We start from the raw sequence: 24,905 nt of genomic DNA on the forward strand, positions 1-24,905 counted from the left end.
CACTGAGCCATACCGCAGTGGAAAAAACCGCAGAGAAAAATACTCAAAACTCAGATCTCTGCGTTTTTCCAATCTCTGCGGTGTAAATCATTCCGTCTTTCCCCAACCGCGCATGCCCTCCGCCCCCGACACCCGCGAAGTCATCCTCGAAGCCCGCGATCTCACCCGTGAGTTCGACGGCGTGAAGGCGCTCGACCGCTTCAGCTTCCAGCTCCATCGCGGCGAAGTCCTCGGCCTCCTCGGCGCCAATGGAGCCGGCAAGACCACCGCCATGAACTGCCTCCTCGGCCTCACCTTGCCGACCTCAGGCGAGCTCAACGCCTTCGGCCTGCCTCTGCAGAAGCACCGCATCGAGATCCTCCAGCGCTCCAATTTCTCCTCCGCCTACACCGCCCTCCCCGGCAATCTCCTCGTCTGGCAAAACCTCAGCGTCTTCGCCCGCATCTACGGCGTCCCGAATCCCAAGAAAAAAATCGCCGAGCTCATGGAGCTCCTCGAAATCTCCCACCTCGGCAAGCGCGTCACCGGCCAGCTCTCCGCTGGAGAATCCACCCGCGTCAATCTCGTCAAAGCCTTCCTCAACGACCCCGAGCTCCTCATGCTCGACGAGCCCACCGCCAGCCTCGACCCCGACATCGCCGACAAGGTCCGCAAAGTCGTCCGCAAAGTCCAGCGCGAGCGCAACATCGCCATCCTCTACACCTCCCACAACATGCGCGACATCGAGGAAGTCTGCGACCGCGTCATCTTCCTCCACAAAGGCAGGATCGTCTGCGAAGGCACTCCCGCAGACATCGTTGCCCAGTCCAGCAGCGACAACCTTGAGGATGTCTTCATCAAAATCGCCCGTGACGGCGAGCTTCTCGACGAACCAAAGAAAGAAGAATCAGCCCTATGAATTTCCGCATCATCAGCGCCCTCGTGATGCGCTACCTGTTTCTTTACGCCCGCAGTCCCATGCGCCTCGTCGAGCTCGCCTTCTGGCCCGTCGTTGACCTCGTCGTCTGGGGAAACGTCACCGTCTTCATCCAGAAGAACACCAATCCCGAATTCGGCAGCTACGTGCTCTTCTTCCTCGGCGGCATGATCCTCTGGGACATCATGTTCCGTGCCCAGCAGGGCGTTGCCATTTCCTTTCTGGAGGACGTCTGGACCCGCAACCTGCTCAATGTCTTCGTCGCCCCGGTTCGTTCCTCGGAATACATCAGCGCCACCTTCATTGTCGGCGTCCTGCGCATTCTCATCACAGCCGTCGTGCTCAGCCTCATCTCCTGGCTTGGTTACGCCTTCAATGTCTTCCAGCTCAGCTGGTGGCTCATCCCATTTTTCGCCAATCTCATGCTCTTCGGCTGGGCGCTCGGCATGATCTCCACCGCACTCATCCTGCGTTGGGGGCTCGCCGTCGAATCTCTCGCCTGGGCCATCCCGTTCTTCTTCCAGCCCGTCGTCGCCGTTTTCTACCCCGTGGAAAACATGCCCGCCTGGTCACAGCCCATCGCCTGGTGCTTCCCTCCCACCTACATCTTCGAAGGCATGCGCTCCGTCATGAAAACCGGCACCATGGACTGGAACTACCTCTGGCTCTCCGCCGGCCTCAACCTCATCTACCTCACCCTCGCCGGCTGGCTCTTCGTCTGGGTCCTCAACCTCACCCGCAAACGCGGCCTCCTCACCAAGTTCGCCACGCAGTAAGTAGCTCGGGCAATCCTGCCCGAGTATAGCGCCCCCGCAAAGACCCACCGCCATTGCGCCACCCAGGCACGCTCTCCATTTGGACTGCGGTTGCGCAGCGAGGAACGAGCGCAGCTACCGCTTTCCGCGGGTCGGTCAGCTCACGCATGCCCAGGTTGCTCGACAGTGCCCAAAGCATGCTGTGTTCCCAAACAACCGTTCAGCCACCGTCAGCTCCCCTCACTGCTCCCACGCCCCCGCCGCCCGCATCACCGTCTCATGCACGGCCACATCATGCGCCGCATCCCACGCCAGCTTCTTCTCGCCGCGCACCACCGTTGCCAGGTCCGTAAACTCCCCCGCATACCGGTCCTTCGGCACCTCCAGCTGAAACGACTGCGCCCCCTTCTTGTAAGCACCACGCGCCTTCGTCAGCGACAGGTTCACCTTCCCGCTCTCCATCGGCACAATCTCAAACGTCCCCTCCGTCCCCGTCACGTTAAAGCGCCGCCTCGGCCCGCCAAACGGGTCCGCATGATTCACCCGCACCACTGCCGTCGCCTTCGCATACTGAAGCACTGCCATCTGGTTGTCCTTCACGCCATCATCCCGCGTCGGCGTTGAAAAAGCGCTCACCCCCTGCGGCTTGCCCAGGATCGTCACCACCGCGTCGATCACATGGCAGCCCAGCTCAAACAATCCCCCGCCCGGCAGCGCCCCCATAATGCTACGCTGCCTCGCATCCCCCAGCTTCCCCATCGCTGCATCGATCTCCGTGATCTCCCCCAGCCACCCCTCGCGCACCGCTTGGAACAGCAGCTCAAACGCCGGATTATAGCGCAGCATATACCCCATCTGCACCGTCAGCCCCCGCTTCTCCGCCTCCAGCCGCATCGTCTTAAACTCCGCATGCTTCAGCGCCCCCGGCTTGTCCAGATGCACATGCTTCCCCGCCTCGATGCACCGCAGCGCCGTCGCACACGAATCCTCCATCCGCGTCTCCACCGCCACCGCCTTCAAATCCGGCGTCCCCAGCAGCTTCTCCTCCGTCAGCGTCGGCACTCCCTCATACCCCTTCTCCTTCGCCACCACGCCCACCACCTCCCAGAGCTCCGGCAAAGCGCGCATCGCCGCCATCTTCCCCGCCGCATGCGCATGCTCCGTCCCGATCTGCCCTATGCGCAATCTGGCGCTGCCACTGGCAGCAAAAGCGGTGGACCCACAGGCAAGGAGAAAGGCGCGTCGTTTCATGGCAAATCCTAACGACGCAAAGCGGTCATTCCTCACGCCAACTTTGCCCCCGTCACCTCACGGCTTCTTTTCGCCCTTCTTCACAGGCTCCGGCAGCACCTCCGCCATCTGCGCCGCCGTCAGTTCAAACTCCACCACACCACGTTCCTCCGCATGCCACACGCTGGCCTTCTGCGCGTCGATCCACTCATCCCGCGTTCGCTTCAGGATCACTTCCTGCTCTCTCGGCGTCCACATCCGGATTTCGAAGCCCTGGTTTTCATCCGTCTGCCACTGCTGGCTGCGGTCCCGATAGCTGGACCACTGCCTCTCCCTCTGCACCAGCCCCAGAGACAACACCCGGTTCTCCTTCAGGTCCAGGTCTTCCAGCACCAGGCAAAAGTCATCACTCAAATCACGGCCTCTCACATGCACAGGGCGGGTGGGTTCTTCCGTCAGGATGGAAGAAGACACCCGGTGCGCCCGGCCATGCATCTCCCACGCATCTCGCAGCCAGGCATAGGCATTGCACTCCAGCCTCAGTCCCGGGCGGATCAGAAACTCGTTCTCCTGCGTCCAAAACTGCCGGAACGGAACCGTCGCCACGCGTTTCATTTCATGCACCACCAGCCGCAGCCGCCAGCGTCGCGTGATGGCCTCCTCCCGTTTCAACCGCAGCGCCTGCATCACCTCCACCAGCGTTTTACGCCCGTTGTACATCTCGTTGTTCCCAATCTGCTGCCGCCAGAGCGTCGTGGCTGGGTAGTGTTTGAAAAGCACGCGTGCATGATCTTGGTGCAGCCACGCGTCATACCCGTTGTCATTCACCTTCAGGTCGCTGTAGCTCCCCTCCGGCGGCCAGGTGGCTTGGTCATCCACCGGCGCAAATTCCGCGATGCTCGCCACCTCGTCTTTGCCCAGACCTGCGATGCGCAGTGTCGGCCACAGCCCGCGTCCCGGCGTCTTGTCCGCAGGGTCCGCCTTCCCCATCTTCAGGCTGAGCTTCGCTGCGTTCGCATACTTCAGCGCAGGCGGTGTGATCCAGTCGGTTCGCCACGCACGCGCTATCAAAGGCGCGGCCACCAGCGTCCCCGTCATGCAGCAGGCTGCCATCCACCGCCTCCTCGGCACCGTCACCAGCCACCACGCCACCAGCAGCCCGGCCAGCACACAAAACGCAGCGATGAAACTCCCGCACTGCTCCACATGATGCTGCTCCAGCGTGATGCCGGCCGCCTCTTGCACGCTCCCCGGTATCACCAGCTCAACGCCCACTCCCAGCACCGCCACCACTCCCAGGGCAAACACCTGCCGCGATGTCGATGCCAGCGCAGTCAGCGTTCCGGCCATCCCGCAGACCAGCCCACCGCTCAGCATCACCGCACAGGTCAGGGCATCCCATTGCCCCGTGCCGAGCCCAAATCGCTGCCAGCTTGCACTGACCACGAGTGCAGTCGGCACAATCACCGCACTCATCAAAAAAAGAAGCTTCCCACACCACAGCGCCGACTGCCCGACAGGTCGCGTGAGGCTGAAGGTGTCCGTGTTCGCAGGCATGTCGGCACTCACGCTTCGCCAGGCCACCGCCGCCGCCATCAGCATTGTCCCGACTTCCAGCCACAGGTCCAATCCTGCGATGGACAGTTTTGAAAACATGGCCCTTGCCTCATGCGCACGATGCCATTGCCTCATGAGGAGCACCGACAGCCACAGCAGCACCATGCCGTACTGGTGCCGCCACTCAGCCCGGCATTGATGAAACATTCGGTAGGAAAAGGATGGCGCGTTCATAGTTGGCGAATCTTCCAGGCTCGTTTCTCAGGCACGTACTCACAGTCTTCCACCTTCAGGCGGCGGAAAAACGGCCACCTCTCGCTGACCGGCATGCGCTTGTCCCAGAAGTTGCTGCCATCGGCGTTGAGCAGTTTCAGGTAGGGATGCGCGACGCTCCTTGAAGTGAGATCTCCGCCGATGGACAGCCAGCGCAGGCAGAGGGCAAAAGCTTCCGCCGAGCCAAACTCCGCCGCACGGCTCAGGGCGCGCGCGCTCTTGTTGGAAGGAATCAGCGGCACCGTGTCTTCGAACTGCTTGCTCACCACCGCCTCAACCGCCGGCCTCCTCTCTGGCACTTTGTCCAGTGCGTGGATCAGCCCCCCGTTGAAATCGTTGGGCGCTTCCTTCAGCATCCTTTCGGCAGCATCAGGATCATCCTTCCAGGCGATCAGCAGTTCGTCTGCACCGGGCGGCAGCACCACGCTGGAAAGGATCTGCGGCTTCAGCCTCTTGGCCGCCTCCGCCCAGCCTTTGCGCACCACCAGGTCAGCCAGCATCGCCTGACTCGGCGCGCGGTCGATCAATAGCTCCCGCTGCTCCTCGGTCACGTAACGTTCCAGCTGGTTGTTCGGCGGCTTGTTCGACCAGCCAGGCCACGATTGTCCACGCAGATCCAGCATCAGCGGCAGATGGTGGCGGCCCAGGGGTTCAAACGCCTCGGCGATCAGCGGATGCGCCGCATAGGTGTACACAGCCTGTGTGACAGAGGCGGCGGAAAACAGGTCATAAACATACCGCCGTGCCTCCTTCTCCGTGCTCTCCGCCGTCGGTGGCGTCAGGGTGGCCATGCGCTCCTGAAAGGCTTTCATCTCACGCCCGGCATACAGCGCCTTCGACTCAAACCACTGCAGGCTCTTGCCCCAGTTGGAGGGCAGGTCCGCCAGCCTCATCTCCGGCGACTTCCAGTGCTGCTGGGTTTGCCCCAGATACCGGCTGCGCAGCAGAATCAGCCGCGCCTTGGAGAGATCCGCTCCGGTGGGATCTCCCTCCGCATGATTGAAAATGTAGTTCCAGGTCAGATCCACCTGCTGATGCCTCCAGCCGGTATGCTCCCCGCGTTCGCCCGCGATCACCTGCTTCGTCGGCTCCAGCCTCAGCATGCGCTGCTCCGGCAGGTGCAGCAGAATGGCATGCCCATTTTCAGCCACCCAATGCGCCCGCGACTCCACACGCAGCGAAACCGTGAGCGCTCCCGGCTGCGGCCCCGCCGCAGGCATTACGCGCAGGATTTCCCATCTCACATCTTCGCAGGTGCCTTTTGCTCCCGCTGCCACGGGCACATCCAGCGCCAGATCACGCCGATACCAGTCCACCACAAAATCGGTTTCGATGCTCAGAGGCTCATCAAACTTGGGGTGGGGCGCGGAAAAAGCGGCCAGTTGGGTGAGCGGCTGGTCCTTCAGCGTCCACTTGGGAAAATACTCGTCATTCGCCATCAGCAGCGTGCCCTTTGGAAAAAAGTCGCGCAGATTTCTGTCTCCACGAAAAACCTCCATCTGCGGGGAATCAAACGGAGAGCGGCGGTACGGGTTCTTCTCCGTTCTTTCGACATGGCGCACACTCCCCCCTTGGGCCAGGTCACTTCGCTGCGGCCGAAACACCACATGCACCCCCTGCATGTGCGTTTCTTCGTTCACCTCGGCGGTCAGCCTCGGGCCATAGCTCTTCTCGGGCCCCTCGAATCGGGCTTTGGACAGATCCACATGAAACTGAAATTCTGACGACAGCTTTTTCACCAAAGCCGCATCCTGGGCTTCAGGTGGCGAATCTTGCCATGACCAGAACCGCGCTGTGAGCAGCGCCACCAGTCCCGCCACCAGCGTCATCCCCAGCCTTCGCTTGAATGAAAATCGCTGGCTCAGATGCCTCCACGCCAGCACTCCACTCATCACCGCAAACACCACCCACCCTGCTGCCCGCCCCGCCCACGTCTGGTAATAGCTCGCGTAATACTCCCACCACGCCGCCCCTGCGACGTCCAGCATCTTGGACACCCCCACCAAAACCAGCACCACCGTGAGCAGCATCTTCCACAGCTCGCTTCGCTTCCACAGCACCAGCGTGGGCAGCAGCCACGCGGAAAAACCCGCTGCAAAGCACAGCCTCTCCCACATCCCCCGCAGCACATCAGCCGCAGGACGGCCGGAAATAATCAGGTACAGTCCGTTTTGCACCACTACCGGCAGCACGATCAGCAGCAGCCAGATCAGCAGCCGCGCCGTCCAATAGGCCTTGGCAGGCATGGGCCGCGTGCTGATGAAGCTGCGGTCGGTTCCCGGTCGGTCCTCCGGGCACGAAATCAGCAGCGAAAGCCCCGCCAGCAAAATCACCACCGGCACATAAGTCAGCCAGCCAGGCGAAGCCACCCCCGCCCGCATCGGCAGCACCCATTCCAGATTCACCGCCAGGTCAAAACCCAGCAGCCCCAGAAACGCCAGCAGGCGCAGCCGCAGATACCGGAACTCTTTCAGGAATTGATGAAGTGTCATAGGCCAGATGAGGAGTTATCAAAATGACAAGCCTTGATCCTAAAGGTGCAGCCCCGCTCTCCAAATGCCGGTTGGCAAATGCTGGCCTGGCTGTTAAAATGCACCCATGAAGGCTCTCGAAAATTCAGCCCTGCCCACCTTGTCCCAAGACGAGAGGTATGCTGCCGTGGTCGAGAAGCTGAAAAAGCTCGGCGTTCGAGTGGCCCCACGAAACTCATGGAAACAATCGTTTGGCAGCATGGAAGGTAGCGAGCATTTCGACGAGGCTGTTCGCCTCGGTGCGCAATGGCGCGAACAAGCGAACCGCGGCGAATCTTAAGTCCGTAATGTTCCTCCTCGACACCAATCACTATTCTGAATTCGTTCGGAAAAGTGCTGCGGGACTTCGATTGCAAAATCGAATGGAGCTGTCCCAGGTTGATGACTTCTTTCTTGCGGTCATCACTCCTCAGGAGGTACTCAAAGGCTGGCTCGCTGAGATTCAGCCTCATCGGCAGTTGGATCGCGGCGTGCGTTCTTACGCGCAGTTCCAGAACAGCTTGGCTGACTTGCAACGATGGACCTGTCTTCCTTGGAGCGCAGATTCCGCTGACATCTTTGACGGCTTGAAATCCTCCAAGCTCAATATCGGTACCCTCGATCTGCGCATCGCTTCCATCGCGCTCGAATACGGCGCCACGATCCTCACCCGGAATCTCGTCGATTTCGAGAAGGTCCCGGGCTTGCGTGTAGAAAACTGGCTGGATTGAATTCATGCTTCATTTCCCTTCCAGTCGGTAAGCCCTCGCCAGCGCCACAAAGATCTCCCGCAGGCTCATCGCCCGCACCTCATGCTGCGTCGCCCCCGGCACCGCCTCCCGCAGCACCGCAGCCAGCGCCTCCTCATTCGCAAACCGGCTCGCCGTAAACCGCAGCGTCCTCCCCGCCTGCTCCGCATGCAGCCAGTCATTCGGCAGATTCACCGGCGCTCTACCATCATCTGGTAGCACCACCTCCACCGCACGAAACCTCGCTTGCAGGCTGTCGCTCGTCTCAGCCAGCGCCAGCTTCCCCCGGTTGATGATCGCCACCCGGTCCGCCAGCCGCTGCACCTCCTCGATGTCATGTGACGACACAAACACCGTCCATCCCTCCTGCTCCGTCAGCTCCAACAGCCCCCGGATAAACTCATCCCTCACCAGCGGGTCCAGCCCGCTGAAAGGCTCGTCCAGCACCACCAGCTTCGGCCGGTACGCCAGGCTGCTCAGCAGCGCCGCCTTCATCCGCATTCCGCGCGAGAGATCCTTCAGCTTCGTCCCCGTCGGCAGGTCAAACTGCCCCATGAGCTGCTTCTCAAACGCCCCGTCCCAGTTCGGATACAACGGCCTGCAGTAGTCCAAAAACTGCCCCACCGTCATCCACAGCGGCAGCTCCATGTTTTCAGACACATAGCCAATCTGCGTGAACTGCGCCGGACCCAGCTTCCGCGAATCCCCGCCCAGCACCTCAATCCGCCCGCTGTCCGGCCGGTGCAGATTTAAGAGACATTTGATCGTCGTGCTCTTCCCTGCGCCATTCGGCCCCAGAAACGCCGTCACCTGCCCCTCCGGCACCTCCAGGCTCAGACCCGCCACGGCCTCGGTTTTGCGGAAACGTTTATGCAGATCGGTGATCGTGATCATAGGCTTTTGAGATGTTTGATGACTTGCTCCAGCGTGAGATTCAGTTCCGCCGCCTCCTTGAGCAGCGCCCGGCATTCCGGCGTGATCTGCGCCAGCCGTTCCGTCAGATTTGGCTGCTCCGGCACCGTCACCACCATCCCGATCCCCGGTCGTGCATTCAGCCACCCCGCGTCCTTCAGTTGCAGCACCACCTTGTGCGCCGTCGTCGGGCTGATCCTCAGCTCCTGGCTCAGCGTCCGCACACTCGGAAACGCATCCCCCGCCCTCATCTGTCCCGTCAGCAACGCCTTGCGCACCGCCCCAAGTATCTGGTCAGACACCGGCGTCCCATCTTGAAGCTGAATCGAAAAAGGCAGCATACGCGAAGTGTTATTAGTGTAACAGCACATCTGTTACACTGGCAAGCAAAATTTTTCCCTCCTCTTTCGGTCCCTCCGACTGCCCCAAGGAATGAGAGATCTCCGTCCCTCAAAATCACTTCATCACTCCCACTCAGCCCACCGCCTCCCTCAATCCAATTCCCCCATTCAATTGCTCTCAAATCCCTTGCAAAAAAACTCTCGAGCCCCCACTCCACGAGCCACCTTCACAAAACTGAAATCATAAATTACAAATCGTAAATCATAAATTACCTCCCCTTCCTCCCCCCGCGCTTTCCCTTCCCATACACCACACTCTTTCGCTGCGCCGGCAGCGCCCCCGTATCATCCGCATTCAGCCCCGCACGCTTCTTCAGCTCACGAATCTGGTCCCGCAGCAGCGCCGCGCGCTCATACTCCAGCTTGCTCGCCGCCGCCGCCATCTCCTGCTCCAGCTCACGGATCGTCTCCGTGATCGCAAAATCCCCGCCACCCTCGCGCACCACGCTCTCCTCCACCTCGCGCGCCTTGCCCAGGATTTGCAGGCTCTCCTGCACCGCACGCTGCACCGTCTGCGGCGTGATCCCATGCCTCTCGTTGTGCTCCATCTGCACCTGACGCCGGTACCCGCTGATGCTCAGCAGTTGCTGGATGCTCTTCGTCTGCAGATCCGCAAACAGCACCACCTCCCCGTTCACATGCCGCGCCGCACGTCCCGCCGTCTGGATCAGTGACGACTCACTCCGCAGAAAGCCCTCCTTGTCCGCATCCAAAATGCACACCAGGCTCACCTCCGGCAGATCCAGCCCCTCTCTCAGCAGATTGATCCCCACCAGCACATCGCAGTCCCCCGCGCGCAGACTGCGTAGAATCTCCACCCGCTCGATCGCATCGATGTCGCTGTGCAGATACCGCACCTTGAAATTCAGATTCCTCAGGTAGTCCGTCAAATCCTCCGCCGTCCGCTTCGTCAACGTCGTCACCAGCACACGCTCACGCTTCTCCACCCTTTGCCGGCAAAGCTCGATCGTCTCATCAATCTGCCCGTTCAGCGGCTTCACCGTGATGACCGGGTCCAGCAGCCCCGTCGGCCGGATGATCTGCTCCACCACCAGCGCACGCCCCTTCGTCGTCACATCAAATTTCTCCACCGGCTCCGCGCTTCCGCTGATCTTCACCGTCCGCGCCATCGGCAGCGCATCCGCCACCTTCGCGATGTACCCGGCATTCCCCACCACGCTGTTCTCAATCTCAAACCTCGCCGGCGTTGCGCTCACATACACCAGCTGCCCCACCTTCCCCATGAACTCCTCAAACCTCAGCGGCCGGTTGTCCAGCGCGCTCGGCAGCCGGAACCCATGCTCCACCAGCACCGTCTTGCGCGACTTGTCCCCTTCAAACATCCCCCCGATCTGCGGAATGGTGACGTGGCTCTCGTCGATGAACATCAGCGGCGGCTCCTTGAAGAAATCCAGCAGCGTCCCCGGCGTCGCCCCCGGCTCACGCCCCGTCAGGTGCCGGCTGTAGTTCTCGATCCCCTGGCAGAAGCCCATCTCCTGCATCATCTCAATGTCATACTGCGTCCGCATCTTGATCCGCTGCGCCTCCAGCAGCTTCCCCTCCTTCTCAAACCACGCCACCCGCTCCTCCATCTCCTCCCGGATCTTCACGATCGCACGCCTCAGCTTGTCCCCCGGCGTCACAAACTGCTTCGCCGGAAAGATCGTGTAGCTCGGCATCTTCAGCGTCACCGTCCCCGTCAGCACATCCACCGCGCTGATCCGGTCGATCTCATCCCCAAAAAACTCAATCCGGATCGCCTCGTTCTCCAGATACGCCGGCACCACCTCGATCACATCCCCCCGCGCCCGGAATTTCCCGCGCGTCAGCTGCACATCATTCCGCTCATACAGCATGTCCACCAGCTTCCCCAGCAGCGTCTCCCTCGTCATCTGCATCCCCACGTTCAGCGGCAGCATCATCCCCTCATAGTCCTCCGGCGATCCCAATCCGTAAATGCACGACACACTCGCCACGATGATCGTGTCCTGCCGCGTGATCAGCGCCCCCATGCTCGCCAGCCTCAGCCGCTCGATCTCATCGTTCACCGCGCTGTCCTTCTCAATGTACGTGTCCGTCCGCGCGATGTAGGCCTCCGGCTGGTAGTAGTCGAAATAGCTCACAAAGTACTCCACCGCATTGCGCGGAAAGAAGTTCTTAAACTCCGAATACAGCTGCGCCGCCAGCGTCTTGTTGTGCGAAAACACCAGCGCCGGCCGCCCCACCTCCGCGATGATGTTTGCCATCGTAAAGGTCTTCCCCGAGCCCGTCACCCCCATCAGCGTCTGGTGCCGGTTCCCCGCACGCACAGACTTCGTCAGCTTCGCAATCGCCTGCGCCTGATCCCCCTGGGGGCTGTACTCTGTGTTAAGCTGAAAAACAGACATGCTTCAAAGTACGACTGCGGTCCTCCGGATGCACCGAATAATACCATGCGCCGTTAAAAATGAGCCTGCATCCACGGCACTCAAAGAGCACCACTTTGACCCATTCCCCCGGCCAGACACCAGCCCTGAAAGGGCGACGGATTCAGCCGGGGCGCAGGAGCGCAGCGACAAGCCCTGGGTCTTCATACCACCGACCAGAGAAGCAAACCCACCTCTCCGCCACACCCATCGGCCTCCAGCAGCGTCTGCAAAACGCCCCGCCGCAGGCCTCGCTTCGCCAGCCCTCTACACCCCTCGCCAAGGCTGCCTCTTTCCCAAAAAAACAAAGCCCGCAGGTATTCCCCGCGGGCTTCAAATTCTACGCTGTTAAATCGACGCCCTCTTACGACATCCCGGAACCGATCTCGCTCGGCGCAGGCAGATCCGCCGGATCCACTTCCTCCGTCTTTGCCACAGGCGCCTCCGCGCCATAGCGCTGGCGGTATTCCTTCCACGAGATCAGCTTCTTGTCGCTCTCGTCGTAGATCCGCAGGTTGATGCACTTCAGGCTCTCCCAAAACGTCAGCGGCTTGATCGAGTAAAACATCGGGTGCGAGTTATGGCACTTCTCCAGGTAGTAGTTCGGGATCCGTGAGCTCAGGTGGTGCACATGGTGAAAGCCGATGTTCCCCGTGAACCACTGGAAGATCTTCGGCAGCTTGTAGAAAGAGCTCCCCTGCAGCGCCGCCGTCGTGTAGTCCCACTCATCCTTGTGCTCCCAGTACACGTCCTCGTACTGGTGCTGCACATAAAACATCCAGATCCCCGCGATCCCCGCAAACATCGTCACCGGCAGCTGCATCATCACGTAGTTCTTGAAGCCAAACAGCCAGCTCATCGCCACAATCATGAGCACCAGCGCCACGTTCATCACCATCACCGACTTGCGGTCCTTCCCCTTCGCACGCGGCGAAGGGAAGCGCTGATGGATCAAAAACAGCGCCAGCGGCCCCACCACAAACAGCGTGAACGGGTTCCGGATCAGCCGGTAAAACCAGCGCCACTTCGGGCTCGCCGCCTGGTACTCCTTCACCGTCATCGTCCAGATGTCCCCGTCCCCTCGGCGGCTCAGGTCACCCGACGTCTGGTGGTGCACCGAGTGCTGCCAGCTCCAGTGCGAATACGGCGTGAATGTCAGCATCCCGCAGATGAAGCCCAGTACGCTGTTCGCCCTCTTCGACTTGAAAAACGACCCATGCCCGCAGTCATGGAAAAAGATGAAAATACGCACCACCAGCAGACCCACCACCGCCGCGATCGCCAGCGTCAGCCAGTACGATACCGAAAGGCTCCAATACATCGCCCACCACAGGAGCACATACGGAATGAAAGTGTTGAGGATCTGCCAGATGGCACGTGGGACAGAAGGGACCTGGAAAGGTGCGACGATCTTTTTCCATTCGGAAATCGTCGCCTGGGGCTTGGGAGAAGTCATCTCAGGGGCGCTGGCGCTGGTCATGTGTTTGGATGGAGCCCTCTCATTAGCACGTTTTTTGCAATAGTCCCATACTCAATTTGTGAAATTCTTCTCATCAATTGCCCTGTTGAGATCGTTTCTCATTATAAATGACTCATTCACAGACATTTGGCCATCAGTAGTCCCGAAAGGGCCCCCTCGCCTCGCTCGCCTCCATCTCTGCCCGCCACGCCGCAAATCTCTCCCGCACCATCTTCACCACCTCCGGTTTCTCCCCCGAAAGGTCCTTCTTCTCCCCGCTGTCCGTGCTCAAATCATAGAGCCCCCCGCCGTTCTCAGACGCCACCCACTTCCAGTTCTCCACCCGCGCCGCCTTGTCTCCGCGCCTCTGCCAAAACATCTCCCGCCTCGGCGATTTCACCTCACCCCGCAGCACCGGCAGCAAGTTGAATCCATCCAGCTTCACCCCCTCCGGACCCTGCGCACCCGCCGCCGCCAGCAGCGTCGGCACCAGCTCCAGCGAAGTCATGAACTCATCCGTCACCTTCCCCGCCGGCACCTTCCCGCCCGGCCAGCGCACGATGAAAGGCACCCGCAGCCCGCCCTCCCACATCGTGCTCTTGTGCCCCCGCAGCGGCTCGTTCCCGCCATTCCCGCTCCCCCCGTTGTCAGACAAAAACACAAACAGCGTGTTCTCCCGCTGCCCCGCCTTCTCCACCGCCTCCATCACCGCGCCGATCGCCTCGTCCATGCACGTCACCGCCCCGCAGTAGCGCGCCAGCTTCTCGCTCTTCACCTTCCCCCGGTACATCGCCACGTACTTCTCCGGCGCCTGCACCCCCTCGCTCAGCTTCTTTTCCCCCTCCTTCGTCCCCTCCCCAAAGCTCGACGCCCCATGCGGCGCGTTGAAGGCCAGGTACAAAAAGAACGGCTTCCTCCCCGCATGCTCATTTAAAAAATACAGCGCCTCCCGCCGGAACACCTCCGTCACATACGTCCCCCTGTCCTCCTCCGTCCTCACATTCCCCCGGAACAGCGACGCCACCCCGTACCGCTCATGCGTGTAGTAGTCGATCCCGTTGTTCCCGTGCCCGTAGAAGAAATCAAACCCCCGCTGCAGCGGCAGAAAGCGCCTCGCCTGCCCCATGTCCCACTTCCCCACGCACCCCGTCGCATACCCCGCCTTCCGCAGCATCTCCCCCACCGTCACCTCCCGCACATCCAGCCCCAGCGTCATCTCCGGAGACACCGCATACTCCTCCGCATCATACCGGTGCCCGTAGTTCACCAGATCATTCCGCACCATGTCGTAGAGCCCGTTCCGCTGCGGATACCGCCCCGTCAGAATGCTCCCCCGCGACGGCGTGCACGCCGGCCACGTCACATAAAAGCTCGTCCCCCGCACCCCCTCCGCCGCCAGCCTGTCCAGATTCGGCGTCACCAGCGGCTTGCTGCCGATGCACCCCAGATCCGGGTAGCCCTGATCATCACTCACAATCAGGACGATGTTGGGCTGCGCGGCAAAACAGACACCACCCAGCAGGAAACACAGAAGAAAGCGGAACATCATGGCTGCTAAACGCAGCCAATCGCAGCTCCTTGCCTCCGGCAGTCTGCCGAAAGTGTGTCGCACAGCCCTTCAGCCCCCACCCACGCCCCCCCACGCATTTCATCCAAAGCCTCCAAAGCCGGAAAGATCAGCGCCCCGCTCCCCCTATTTTCCTCACCACCCCCGCCCACCCCATCACATGAGCGAAAACACCTACTGGGAAAAAACCGACAGCTTCGAGACCAAGCTGCGCCTGCTCGAAGAAGCCTGGAAAAACAAAGACTTCCGCCTCGTCCGCTCGCTCACAGACTCCCTCCGCACCACCACCCTCCAGGCCCAGGAGGAAGGCGCACACCCCGGCACCCCCTTCGTCCCCACCGCACAGTTTGTCCCCGTCTCCTCCCTGCCTCCCCCCTGGCGCACCTGGGCCTCCGGCTGGCAGTTCTGCAAAGTCCTCACCCTCGACGAAACCATCGGCCTCGACCGCGCCCCCGAGCCCGTCGAGGTCCTCCTCAGCTGCGCCGCAGATCAGGCCGTCTCCCTCACCCGCGAAGTCCGCGTCGCACGCATCCAGCCCGACCACACCCTTCTCGAGATCCCCAGCCAGACGCACAGCGAAGTCCGCCGCGGCCCCGAGCGCCTCGCCCACGTCCTCTTCATGGCGCAGGGCGCCGCCCACCTCCGCCAGACCTACCTCCTCTTCTACGGCAATCCCGACGCCGAGCTCCCCGCCTACCTCACCGACCTCCAAACTCGCGGCGAAGGCTACGCTCTCGACATCGAAAACGACACCTACAAGGCCTCCCTCTCCCACCAGATGGGCCAGCTCGAGCGCATCACCCTCAAGCGCGAGCACGGCCTCGAGCTCTTCGCCGGCGGCGAAGGCCACGGCGAGCCCCCCGGCATCGACTGGGCCCACGACTACGCCACCGCAGGCCACTTCCAAAAGATGCGCATCACCCTCTGGGAGCGCTGCCCCGACTACGAGGTCATCCGCGGCCCCCTCTGCACCATCGTCCGCCGCTGGGGCTTCCCCTACTCCCCCGTCCATCCCGTCTTCTCCCCCAGCCGCCTCCACATCGAAGTCGAGTACCGCTTCTACGCCGGCATCCCCTGGTTCCACAAGCTCGGCCGCATGCACGTCATCAAGGAATTCGAAGCCGCAGCACTCCGCGATGACGAGTGGGTCTTCTCCGGCCAGTCCTTCACCGAAATGCTCTGGATGGGCCCCGATGGCAAACTGCAAAGCGGCCCCGTCGACCCCAGGCAGCGCGACAACATCTGGGCCGTCGGCTTCGCCAACAAAGACAGCAAAGACTCCTTCGTCGCCCTCTACCTCGAGCACACCGCCCAGGGCATGCCCGAGCCCCGGCATTCCGGCTCACCGCAGATGTTCTACCGCTGGCACGGCCACGTCTGGAGCCGCTACCCCCTGCCCCAGAAAGTCGTCCCCGCCGGAGCCATCCTCCACCAAAAGAACGCCTACGTCGCCATCCCCTTCACCGCCGCCGAAGGCCCCGCTCAGATCGAAGCCCTCCGCCACTGCCTCGCCCATCCCCTCCACCTCTCCCCCGGCGAAATCCCCCACGGCATCACCCCGCCAAAGCAGACCACACGCCTCGCCCGCCCCGGCGAAGCCGGCGACAGCCCCATCCCCAAGCAGGCCCTCTGGGACGCCCTCCGCGAGTGCAAAGACGAGCAGCTCTACACCGCCGGCATCAGCGTCGTCGACCTCGGCCTCGTCCACGACATCCGCGTCCGTGGCGACACCGTCCACCTCCTCATGTCCATGCCCCATCGCGGCCGCCCCCGCCTCGGCTTCTTCACCTTCGGATCCGGCGGCAACACCCACCCCGTCGAGCCCCAATTGCTCCAAGTCCCCGGCGTCAAACACGTCGTCGTCCAGCAAGTCTGGGACCCCGCCTGGTCCTCCAACCGCCTCACCGACGAAGGCCGCCGCAAGCTCGGCCTCGACACCTAGAGCATGTCAAAACCATCGCACTCCTCCATGTCACCCACAGCCCAGCCTGCACACATGGATTGAAGTACGACAGACACTCATGTCTGTCGACCAGCGCACCCCCATCCCCCCCCGACCAACGAACCCTGCCCATCCCACTCAAAAAGAGTCTTCCGCCTAGCCACATCAAAATGAAAAGGCTCTCCCCCCACACCGCCACAAAAAAACTGGGCGGCACCGCAGCACCGCCCAGCAACAAAAAACAAAAAACAAAAAACAAAGAACCAAGAACAAGGAACAAAGAACCGCGCCAAGCGCCTCACTTCACCTTGATCAGCTCCACATCGAAAATCAGCGCCTCATTCGGCCCGATGTCACGTCCCGCACCACGCGGGCCATACGCCAGCTTCGACGGGATGAAGAAGCGGTACTTCGCCCCCTCCTGCATCAGCTGCACACCCTCCGTCCAGCCCGCGATCACACGGTTCAGCGGAAACTCGATCGACTCCTTCCGGCGGTAGCTGCTGTCAAACACCTTCCCGTCGATCAGCGTCCCCTCGTAGTGCACCTCCACCACGTCCGTCGCCTTCGGGCTCTTCCCCGTTCCCGGCGTGATCACCTGGTACTGCAGCCCGCTGGCCGTCACCACCACGCCCTCCTTCTTGGCATTGTCTTCGAGAAATTTTTCACCTTTGGCGAGAGCGATGTCGGACATGGAATTCAGTAAATAAGAGGTTGGTTAACTTGGGGGGTCCCACCCCTAGCACCCCGCCACCACTTGTCGACCCCCGAATGCTCCCCAGGAACGCGCGGAATTCATTCCGCAGCACCCCGCTGCCACTTGTCGACCCCCGAATGCTCCCCAGGAGCGCGGAATTCATTCCGCAGCACCCCGCCACCACTTGTCGACCCCCGAATGCTCCCCAGGAGCGCGGAATTCATTCCGCAGCACCCCGCCACCACTTGTCGACCCCCGAATGCTCCCCAGGAGCGCGGAATTCATTCCGCAGCACCCCGCCACCACTTGTCGACCCCCGAATGCTCCCCAGGAGCGCGGAATTCATTCCGCAGCACCCCGCCACCACTTGTCGACCCCCGAATGCTCCCCAGGAGCGCGGAATTCATTCCGCAGCACCCCGCCACACCCACCCTTCCGCACACTCCCTGCCCGCCACACCCACGTCCCCCTCTTCTCCTCAACCATCCCGTTTTTCCCTCCCTTTTAGCGCCCCTTTGCGGCCAAACCTTCCGCCCCCAGCGCCCAACCTTCGACATTATTTCGTCATTCGGATTTACTCATTCGTCATTCCCCCCTCCGTCTTCCCCCTCCCCCTCTTTGCGCCTTCTTGCGGCCAATCCATCCGCCCCCCTCCGTCATTCCCCCTCCCCCTTTTTTTGCGCCTCTTTGCGCCTCCTTGCGGCCAATCCCTCTCCCCATCTGATTGTCTCATTGTCCGACTATCTCCCCTTCTCCGGCTCAACCACCGCAAACAACCGCAAACCACCGCAAACAACCGCCCCCCTCCGTCTTCCCCCTCCCCTCTTTGCGCCTTCTTGCCGCCCATCCATTCCCGCCCCTCTGCGGCACCAAGTCCCTTTCCCACGCATCGCCAGCCACACCGAACTCAGCCCTTCGAGCGTCGACATTCGTCATTATTTCGTCATTCGGATTTACTCATTCGTCATTCCCCTCCGTCTTCCCCCTCCCCTTTTTGCGCCTCTTTGCGCCTTCTTGCGGCCAATCCATCCGCCCCCCTCCGTCTTCCCCCTCCCCCTTTTTTGCGCCCCTTTGCGCCTCCTTGCGGCCAATCCCCCCATCTCCCCCCCTCGCCCCCTCCCTCACTCCGCCCTTCCCTTTCCCCCGCGCTCCCCCTAAACTCCCCCCAAATCCCATGAACCGCGAGCGCCTCCTCTCCCAGCTCTCCGCCCACACCGGCCCCTTCGACATCGCCATCATCGGAGGCGGCGCCACCGGCCTCGGCGCCGCCGTCGATGCCGCCTCACGCGGCCACTCCGTCGTCCTCATCGAGCAGTCAGACTTCGCCAAAGGCACCTCCTCCCGCTCCACCAAGCTCGTCCACGGCGGCGTCCGCTACCTCAAGCAGGGAAACGTCTCCCTCGTCCTCGAGGCCCTCCGCGAGCGCGGCCTCCTCGTCCGCAACGCCCCCCACCTCGTCCACAGCCTCCCCTTCGTCATCCCCAGCTACCACTGGTGGGAGGGCCCCTTCTACGGCATCGGCATGAAGGTTTACGACACCCTCGCAGGCCAGCTCGGCCTCGAGCCCTCACGCTACCTCTCCCGCGACGAAATCATCGAGCACCTCCCCACCCTCGAAACCGAAGGCCTCACCGGCGGCGTCGTCTATCACGACGGCCAGTTCGACGACGCCCGCCTCGCCATCCACCTCGCACGCACCGCCGTCACCCACGGCGCCATCGTCCTCAATCACACCCGCTGCGTCGGCCTCCTCAAAGAGAAAAACGGCCACGTCATCGGCCTCCAGGCCGAATGCGTCGAAACCGGCCTCCAGCACGAAATCCGCGCCCGCACCGTCATCAACGCCACCGGCGTCTTCGTCGATGACATCCGCCGCATGGACGACCAAAAGGCAGACACCATCGTCGCCCCCAGCCAGGGCGTCCACCTCGTCCTCCCCCGCGAGTTCCTCCCCGGCGACTCCGCCATCATGATCCCCAAGACCGACGACGGCCGCGTCCTCTTCGCCGTCCCCTGGCACGGCCGCGTCATCATCGGCACCACCGACACCCCCGTCCAGCACGCCACCCTCGAGCCCCATGCCCTCCCAGATGAAATCGAGTTCCTCATGACCCACGCCGCGCGCTACCTCACCCGCGATCCCCTCCCCTCAGACGTCCTCAGCATCTACGCCGGCCTCCGCCCCCTCGTCGCCATGAAAAATGCCGACGCCCACTCCACCGCCGCCCTCTCCCGCGATCACACCATCCTCGTCGCAGACTCCGGCCTCATCACCATCACCGGCGGCAAATGGACCACCTACCGCCGCATGGCGGAGGACGTCATCGACCACGCCGAAATGGTCGGCGGCATCGGCCTCCGCCACTGCACCACCCACACCCTCATGATCCACGGCTCCGCCACCGTCCTCCCTCCCCACGATCCCCTCGCCGTTTACGGCAGCGACGCCGCCGAGATCCGCGCCCTCGCCTCAGAAAACCCCGCCTGGGCCGCCAAAGTCCACCCCCGCCTCGACCTCATCGGCGCCGAAGTCATCTTCCACGCCCGCCACGAGATGGCCCGCACCGTCGGCGACGTCCTCGCCCGCCGCAGCCGCTCCCTCCTCCTCGATGCTCAAGCAAGCATGTCCGCCGCCCCCCACGTCGCCGCCCTCATGGCCCCCCAACTCTCCTGGACCCCCGAAAAAACCTCCCACGAAGTCGACCGCTTCCAAAAACTCGCCTGCGGCTACATCCTCGAAGGGTGAGCCGCGTTTAAGTTGAACTGGTCGTCCTGCCACCGCACAGTTCGAAGCGCGACCTGTCCTACGAAGCTCGAAGAAGAAAGCTTATGCAAAAGTTGGACAGATATATTTTCTATCCGTCTTTTGTCTCAAAGAAGTTTGAATATAAATCCCGAGCCATTGCAGCATATTGGCTAGACTTATATTGGGAAAAGTTAAAGCTAGAAAGCTTAGCAAGGCTTCGCTTGTACCCAGCAAAGTCAGAAATCATGTTATTCTGGATCAGAAGCCTTAGACAAATAACCAGCCCGTTGATAACACTTGTCGTCAATATCTTCTCTTTACACTTTTTATCCGTTGTCCAGTGTGATGGCGATATTGATGCTTTAACTGCACTCATGAAAATGCAAATCTGACTCGAACAGTAGTCAATATACTTCTCTAAAAGAGGACGGTCGTCTTCTTTTAATAGGTTACTCTTTTGCGGATCATCCCATATAGAATAAAAGCTGTCATTGCCGCTAAGTTTGACGAGAGGTTTAAGGCCGTAGCTGACAATAGACATTGTTTTTACTTTATCTTTCTCAAAGAAATATTCTTCGAAGCAGCCTTCAAGAGGTGAGCGGCAATTCATTTTGTGAATAACAGCCTTTGCAATCGATTCCGAAGAAAATGGCTTTAGTACCAGCCCAATTGCCTGCTTTAGGTCCGACTTTGCATTGGATTGAGTCGAATTAATTTCCAAAAAAAGCCGGGCTTCAAATTTCATTCGGTCAAGCTCTGTCGCTTTAATCGGATAAATAATTCCTGTAACAAGGAGATTTTGCTTCTGCCTCAATTGGGCAATCACCTCTTCATATTCGCCACCCTCATGGTATGAAAATACTCGGTGCTGACCATCGACTAATCCTACAGTGTTAAATCCTCTCGGAATTTGAATCGTTGCGCTCTGTATCTGAGTGAGGGCCGTTGGTTGAACCGTATCACCTTTATCATCAAGAATCTTTGTGCCGGATGGTAGCGTTGCAATGACGTTATTGACAAAAACCCGTCTTTCTGAATTCAAATACTTTCTCATACTAGCAATTTTCGCGGGCACGATCATTCGTTGGTAAGTTCCAAAAGCATCACTCCACCCATCGCTTCGTAAGACATAAGCCCGCTCCAATAGAGAGCCAGCATCAATGTAAAATGTTACTACCTTATAACCTTTCGGAAAACTACTGTAGGACTCCGGGAGGACAAACCCAGTTGCATCTTTCTTTGAGCTTGCGTTGAATCCAATATCTTTACAAGACAAACCAATGAAATGTAGAAATTCATAGATCGAAGATCTTTTAACTGCAGCGGTAACAATCTTGAAGTAGCGAAGAATAGGATAGTCGAAAAAAACCACTTCAGGCAGATGAATTTTATGCTCATTCAACAGGTTATGTCGTGAGCAATATAAAATTTTAATCCTGCAATCTTGATCGGAATAGATTGTATCACGAGCATCAGCAAATGTAGGAAAAGTAGTTTCAAGCATTTCAAGAAACGCCTGCTGATCAGAATTGATTAAATCAAACAGTACCTTTTTCTTCAATAAATGATCCGATACATTCGACTCTGAGCTGCAAGTGTACTCTGCGAGAACAATTACATTCTTATACACAAAAATGTCATCAAAGTCTCCCTTTCGATCTTTGAATTTAAACTCCTTATCACTCACTGAGAGCACCTTTTTAAAACCGGCATCACTAAAAACAGCTCGCACGTCTTTTCTGAGCGCCCGTTGTTCCAGCTCTTGGGGAGTGGATTTTCTTTTCTTCCGCTTGCGCCTTTTTCGCCCTTGTTGTTTGTCGTCGGCCATATATATCTCTCATTCAAAGTTTCTTGTTTACCTCCCTGAATGAAGCGGGCACCTGTGCAACTTTAGTTGCCGGGTTGGGCTCATCGATTGGTTTATCGTGTTGTCTGAATACGAGGGTTCCAGACATAGCTTTTTCGCAACGTTGCTTCGCGATTGCGTAGTAAGACTTATTTAGTTCGGAACCCACAAAACGTCTGTCTTCGACAATTGCAGCAGCAGCCGTGGTTCCAGACCCAAAAAAAGGATCGAAAACAAGGTTCCCAGGTTTGGTTAAAGAAAGAATTAGTCTTTGAACAATTGCATGCGGAAACTGACATGGGTGGTCAGTTTTCTCCGAGTGGCGGGCATTAACGGCAGGTATTTCCCATACGTCACCCGGATTTTTTCCTTTTGGATTGCCGCTCGGCCGTCCTTTGTTACTGCCTTTGTAGGAACGCTTTCCTGGGTATTTTTGAGGTACTCGGACTTCGTCTAAATTAAAATCAAAATCCTTCCCTTTCGTAAACCACAGCACCGTTTCATGGCGGCCACTAAACCTCTTTTGACAGTGAAGGCCATGTCCGAATGTCCAAATGATCCTATTGCGCAGATAAAGCCCCTCACACTTTCCAAATGTAGAATAAACCAGATAATCCAACGGTGTCACCACACTAGAGGCAACATGGAACCCAACCTGCCAGCAAATGCTGCCACCCGGTTTGGTGATTCTAAAAAGCTCTGGAATCAGCTTTTCATGTAAACTGATGAAGTCTTCGTAATTGGTTGAGGTCTCATATTCTTTGCCCATGCAGTAGGGCGGTGATGAGATGGTCAGATCAATCGATTCATCAGGAATGCTCCTGATCAGTTTGAAGCAATCTCCGGGGTAGAGAACGCATTGTTGATCATGGGCATATTTCTTAGAAATTAGCATATGCAAGTGGGAGCCTGCGAAGAAAGTGGAGTATTGCAACCAATTAACGCACAAGGACGGAACTGTATTTCGTTTTGAGAAATTTTGTTATTTCCATTTGGCTGTCCGGCAAAGAACTCACTCAATCAAGCGAGTTTTAATCAGAGGGGCAAGGAGGAAATAACTATTGTAGAATAGCCCTCGGCTGTGATTTCCCTCTCCTTGAATGTGCCACGACTCTTCGACAAAATGATGCCAAGCATTACCTAGCCTGATCAACGCAGAGTGTTGATCGGCAGATCACGAGAATCACCCAACGGACCCGATCCAGCCGCGCAAAAGCCAGGCCAGGATCTTCCCCACGGCCGCCCCTTCAGCGTCCCCGCCCCCGCCTCATCCTCCGCTGCTTCTCCGGCAACTTGAGCCGAGCTTTGCGAGACAGGCGAAGCCAAACTCTCCCCCTTTCTCACCCTCCGCTCCCTCTGCCTCTTTGCCCCTCTGCGGCAAAACCGAACACCCCATCGCCCCCGATGGCCCAGTCCTAAAACAGAGAACTGCGAACCGAGAACAGAGAGCCGCAAACAAGCACAGCTCACGTCCCCAGGATCACCTCCCCAAATTCACCGTCTCCTTCAGCCCTCTCTCCGGCCCCTCGGCTCGGCCTCGGGGGTGAAATCAAATCTGGTGCCTTTATCAGCGTCTCATCAGCGTCCTATCAGCGGTTAAAAACCCTTCTCCCCGCAACCCCTCGCATCTCCCTCACGCCCCCACGACCAAAGCCTCCAAGATTCAGCTCCCTGGCCTCAGCATTCCGACAAACCACCGTCAACCACCGTCAAAAACGTTAAACCACCGTCAACTCCCCCTCTGCCCCTCTGCGGCAAAAACGAACGTCCCAGCGCCCCCTTCGCCCCGCTGTCACGTCCCGCCCATCCGGGTTGACTGCGCTCCGGTTCACTTCGTTCGGCTCTGTGTATTCAGTATGTTCCGTAGGCCGTCATCTCTGTTTCTGAGCTGAAATTCCGGCCTCTTTTTTGCGCCCTTCTTGCGCCTCTTTGCGGCCACCCAGATCCGGCTCAGAAAAATCTCTGCGGCGCAAAAAAATCCGGAATCAGTAACTCCTCTTTTTCCCCTCTTTCCTCTTTTTCGGCCAGTCCAGCTCCTGCCTCGATGCCCATTGACAAACCAAGCCCATCTTCGATTTTCCCCCATGCCTGCCACCATTCCCGCACCCGAGACATGGATCCGCTCCATCGGTGATTTGCGCCTGCCGCCAGAGACGGACCGGCATCTGCAGGAACTCATGGACCGCAACAACGACGGACTCCTCCAGCCCGCCCAAAAGCAGGAGCTCGCCGCCCTCGCCGCGTGGAGCGAGGAAATCTCCCTGCTCCGCGCCGAGGCCCTCCAACTCCTCGGTCGTCGGCCCGCATGAGCCTCCCCGCTTCACTGGCTGAACTCGTCAAGACACGCGCCGGTGGTCGCTGCGAGTACTGCCGGATGAGCCAGTCACTTTAGCAGCCTGTTGAAAAACTCGGCTGTGAGGATTTCAGAGCGCCGGAGCATGGATGGCAAGGCGAGTGGCGCAGTCGCTATCGAAGGAGATAACGGCAAGCCGCTCAACGCAGCCAGTCATGCTCCGCCGCCTTAAAGACTCCAGATGGAGTTTTTCAACAGGCTGTTAGGGCACCACGTTTCATTTCGAGCACGTCGTCCCGCGCACCTGCGGCGGCGAAACCACAGCCGAAAACCTCGCCCTCGCCTGTCCCGGCTGCAATCTCCACAAATCAGACCGTTCTCATGCCACCGATCCCGATACGGGACTTTCGGCACCCCTTTACCATCCGCGCCAGCACCCCTGGTCAGATCACTTCACCTGGCAGGACACCCGCATCCTCGGCCTCCCCCCCACCGGCCGCGCCACCATCAGCGCCCTCGACCTGAATCATCCCCGCCGCCTCCGCGTCCGCGCCGCCGAAGCCCACTTCGATCTCTTCCCGCCGCCCGTCTAGCTCCCCTCCCAGTTTCAACCTCCGCCCCCTCTGCGGCAAAATCGTTCGTCCCAC

The 24,905-nt window shown here is 59.7% G+C and carries 17 protein-coding genes and 2 pseudogenes; 8 read left to right on the forward strand and 11 right to left on the reverse strand.

The window, feature by feature from the left end; genetic code table 11:
• Positions 1-112: 112 nt before the first annotated feature.
• Both ACZ5WW_RS13475 and ACZ5WW_RS13480 read left to right on the forward strand, forming a co-directional pair.
• The gene (locus tag ACZ5WW_RS13475) at positions 113-898 is read left to right on the forward strand and encodes an ABC transporter ATP-binding protein (protein WP_377168406.1); all 786 of its coding nucleotides are present in this window, start codon (positions 113-115) and stop codon (positions 896-898) included.
• Positions 895-1,692, forward strand: coding sequence for an ABC transporter permease (locus ACZ5WW_RS13480; RefSeq protein ID WP_377168408.1), 798 nt, complete (start codon positions 895-897; stop codon positions 1,690-1,692). Before ACZ5WW_RS13475 ends, ACZ5WW_RS13480 begins: the two co-directional genes overlap by 4 nt.
• Positions 1,693-1,911: 219 nt before the next feature.
• On the opposite strand, the gene ACZ5WW_RS13485 is transcribed toward ACZ5WW_RS13480, so the two are convergent.
• From ACZ5WW_RS13485 to ACZ5WW_RS13495, 3 genes are read right to left on the reverse strand one after another with little or no spacing between them, the layout of a single operon-like run.
• Entirely contained in the window at positions 1,912-2,922 is a 1,011-nt protein-coding gene (locus ACZ5WW_RS13485) for a Gfo/Idh/MocA family protein (protein ID WP_377168410.1), read from the reverse strand.
• 57 nt (positions 2,923-2,979) lie between these two features.
• Positions 2,980-4,692 (reverse strand): hypothetical protein, encoded by a 1,713-nt coding sequence (locus ACZ5WW_RS13490; RefSeq protein WP_377168412.1) that lies wholly within the window; start codon positions 4,690-4,692, stop codon positions 2,980-2,982.
• Positions 4,689-7,223, reverse strand: a complete 2,535-nt coding sequence (locus ACZ5WW_RS13495) for a hypothetical protein (RefSeq protein ID WP_377168414.1) — start codon at positions 7,221-7,223, stop codon at positions 4,689-4,691. Before ACZ5WW_RS13495 ends, ACZ5WW_RS13490 begins: the two co-directional genes overlap by 4 nt.
• 106 nt (positions 7,224-7,329) lie before the next feature.
• Between ACZ5WW_RS13495 and ACZ5WW_RS13500 the strand changes: the two genes are divergently transcribed.
• Complete coding sequence (locus tag ACZ5WW_RS13500; RefSeq protein ID WP_377168416.1) at positions 7,330-7,542, forward strand: hypothetical protein; 213 nt, start codon at positions 7,330-7,332, stop codon at positions 7,540-7,542.
• 7 nt (positions 7,543-7,549) lie between these two features.
• On the forward strand, positions 7,550-7,972 hold the full coding sequence (locus ACZ5WW_RS13505) for a type II toxin-antitoxin system VapC family toxin (RefSeq protein ID WP_377168418.1): 423 nt from the start codon (positions 7,550-7,552) through the stop codon (positions 7,970-7,972).
• 9 nt (positions 7,973-7,981) lie between these two features.
• Here the strand turns inward: ACZ5WW_RS13505 and ACZ5WW_RS13510 are convergent, their stop codons facing one another.
• The 5 genes from ACZ5WW_RS13510 to ACZ5WW_RS13530 all read right to left on the reverse strand — a co-directional run bounded on the left by ACZ5WW_RS13510 (position 7,982) and on the right by ACZ5WW_RS13530 (position 14,716).
• Positions 7,982-8,884 (reverse strand): ABC transporter ATP-binding protein, encoded by a 903-nt coding sequence (locus tag ACZ5WW_RS13510; RefSeq protein ID WP_377168420.1) that lies wholly within the window; start codon positions 8,882-8,884, stop codon positions 7,982-7,984.
• On the reverse strand, positions 8,881-9,243 hold the full coding sequence (locus ACZ5WW_RS13515) for a GntR family transcriptional regulator (RefSeq protein WP_377168422.1): 363 nt from the start codon (positions 9,241-9,243) through the stop codon (positions 8,881-8,883). The genes ACZ5WW_RS13510 and ACZ5WW_RS13515 overlap by 4 nt, the downstream gene beginning before the upstream one ends.
• Before the next feature lie 269 nt (positions 9,244-9,512).
• Entirely contained in the window at positions 9,513-11,690 is a 2,178-nt protein-coding gene (uvrB, locus tag ACZ5WW_RS13520) for an excinuclease ABC subunit UvrB (RefSeq protein WP_377168424.1), read from the reverse strand.
• Positions 11,691-12,072: 382 nt separating this feature from the next.
• Entirely contained in the window at positions 12,073-13,188 is a 1,116-nt protein-coding gene (locus ACZ5WW_RS13525) for a fatty acid desaturase (RefSeq protein ID WP_377168426.1), read from the reverse strand.
• A 133-nt stretch (positions 13,189-13,321) separates the two neighbouring features.
• Positions 13,322-14,716 (reverse strand): sulfatase family protein, encoded by a 1,395-nt coding sequence (locus ACZ5WW_RS13530; RefSeq protein ID WP_377168428.1) that lies wholly within the window; start codon positions 14,714-14,716, stop codon positions 13,322-13,324.
• 178 nt (positions 14,717-14,894) lie between these two features.
• Between ACZ5WW_RS13530 and ACZ5WW_RS13535 the strand changes: the two genes are divergently transcribed.
• A complete protein-coding gene (locus ACZ5WW_RS13535; protein ID WP_377168430.1) occupies positions 14,895-16,676 on the forward strand; it encodes a metal-sulfur cluster assembly factor in 1,782 nt (593 codons plus the stop codon).
• A gap of 298 nt (positions 16,677-16,974) precedes the next feature.
• Here the strand turns inward: ACZ5WW_RS13535 and ACZ5WW_RS13540 are convergent.
• Positions 16,975-17,358: pseudogene (locus tag ACZ5WW_RS13540) on the reverse strand (FKBP-type peptidyl-prolyl cis-trans isomerase); the annotation flags it as partial.
• 1,189 nt (positions 17,359-18,547) lie between these two features.
• Here ACZ5WW_RS13540 and ACZ5WW_RS13545 point away from each other — a divergent pair.
• A complete protein-coding gene (locus ACZ5WW_RS13545; RefSeq protein ID WP_377168432.1) occupies positions 18,548-20,119 on the forward strand; it encodes a glycerol-3-phosphate dehydrogenase/oxidase in 1,572 nt (523 codons plus the stop codon).
• Positions 20,120-20,228: 109 nt separating this feature from the next.
• Here ACZ5WW_RS13545 and ACZ5WW_RS13550 read toward each other — a convergent pair whose 3' ends face one another.
• Together ACZ5WW_RS13550 and ACZ5WW_RS13555 are read right to left on the reverse strand one after the other, a co-directional pair.
• Positions 20,229-21,947 carry a ParB N-terminal domain-containing protein gene (locus ACZ5WW_RS13550; RefSeq protein WP_377168434.1) on the reverse strand — a complete coding sequence of 573 codons (1,719 nt, stop codon included), beginning with the start codon at positions 21,945-21,947 and terminating at the stop codon, positions 20,229-20,231.
• A 13-nt stretch (positions 21,948-21,960) separates the two neighbouring features.
• Positions 21,961-22,860 (reverse strand): DNA-methyltransferase, encoded by a 900-nt coding sequence (locus tag ACZ5WW_RS13555; RefSeq protein ID WP_377168436.1) that lies wholly within the window; start codon positions 22,858-22,860, stop codon positions 21,961-21,963.
• A gap of 1,189 nt (positions 22,861-24,049) precedes the next feature.
• On the opposite strand from ACZ5WW_RS13555, the gene ACZ5WW_RS13560 reads away from it, so the two are divergent.
• Together ACZ5WW_RS13560 and ACZ5WW_RS13565 are read left to right on the forward strand one after the other, a co-directional pair.
• Positions 24,050-24,274 (forward strand): hypothetical protein, encoded by a 225-nt coding sequence (locus tag ACZ5WW_RS13560; protein ID WP_377168438.1) that lies wholly within the window; start codon positions 24,050-24,052, stop codon positions 24,272-24,274.
• A gap of 265 nt (positions 24,275-24,539) precedes the next feature.
• Positions 24,540-24,851: pseudogene (locus tag ACZ5WW_RS13565) on the forward strand (HNH endonuclease); the annotation flags it as partial.
• Positions 24,852-24,905 lie beyond the last annotated feature (54 nt).

It is taken from the genome of Prosthecobacter fluviatilis, assembly GCF_055388355.1.